Raw genomic sequence first — 750 nt, 5'->3', positions numbered from 1 at the left:
CTGTTTGAACTGTGCAAAATCTGGTGCTGCAGAATGGGTGCCAGATTGGTAACCGCTTTTTGGGCATAGCCATCGGTATCGTTCTTATTTAACTGGGCAAAGTTTCTGCCCTCTTCCTGCACCCATTCAGTAATTTTCTTTAGTGCCTCATGGAACAGCTGGCCAATATCCGGTGCGTCCAGCTTATACGTTTTTCGTTCATCAAGTCCTAGGCTGTATTTGGCGAAATGCTGGTACGAACAGCGATAGTACATTTCAAGCCTTGACACACTCGCTTTTACCTGCTGTGGATATAGTTCTTTCACTGTATCAGCGGACAGGTTTGTCGGCTTATTTTGATAATACAGGCTTTGCAATGTGATATAGCTTGTACCATATTTTTCATGATTCTTGATGTACCAGTTCAGTACATGCCACCAAATCGGTTTAAGCGGATAACCTTTCCGATTCCGTGCAAGTTGTGCCGTTAGCGCCGCACGCGTTTTTACAGGAGTTGTGATAAACCGTTCCGCATGGAATAGTTCGTCCGGATCCTGCAGCAACACATGTGTACAGCAATACGGGAATAAATCCTCCACCCGTTTAATCATTTGCGAAGGCATCTTTGCTTTCCCTTCCTCATCGCTCAACGGATAACTAATCCACAGCCTGTCCTTAGACGAGGTAAACGCGATATACATATAAAACCAATCATCAAGCAGCTTTCGTTTACTGCTTTCTGCCAGCTGCATACCTTGTTCGGCCAGCATT

The 750-nt window shown here is 45.1% G+C and carries 1 protein-coding gene; it reads right to left on the bottom strand.

Going from position 1 to position 750, the window contains the following annotated elements; all coding sequences use genetic code 11:
- The coding region (locus AC3G7N_RS20895) for a PD-(D/E)XK nuclease family protein (protein WP_489424080.1) at positions 1 to 750 on the bottom strand (750 nt) is incomplete at both ends.

It is taken from the genome of Virgibacillus carmonensis (genome assembly GCF_057836705.1).
This window is presented reverse-complemented; position numbering and strand designations above follow the sequence as displayed.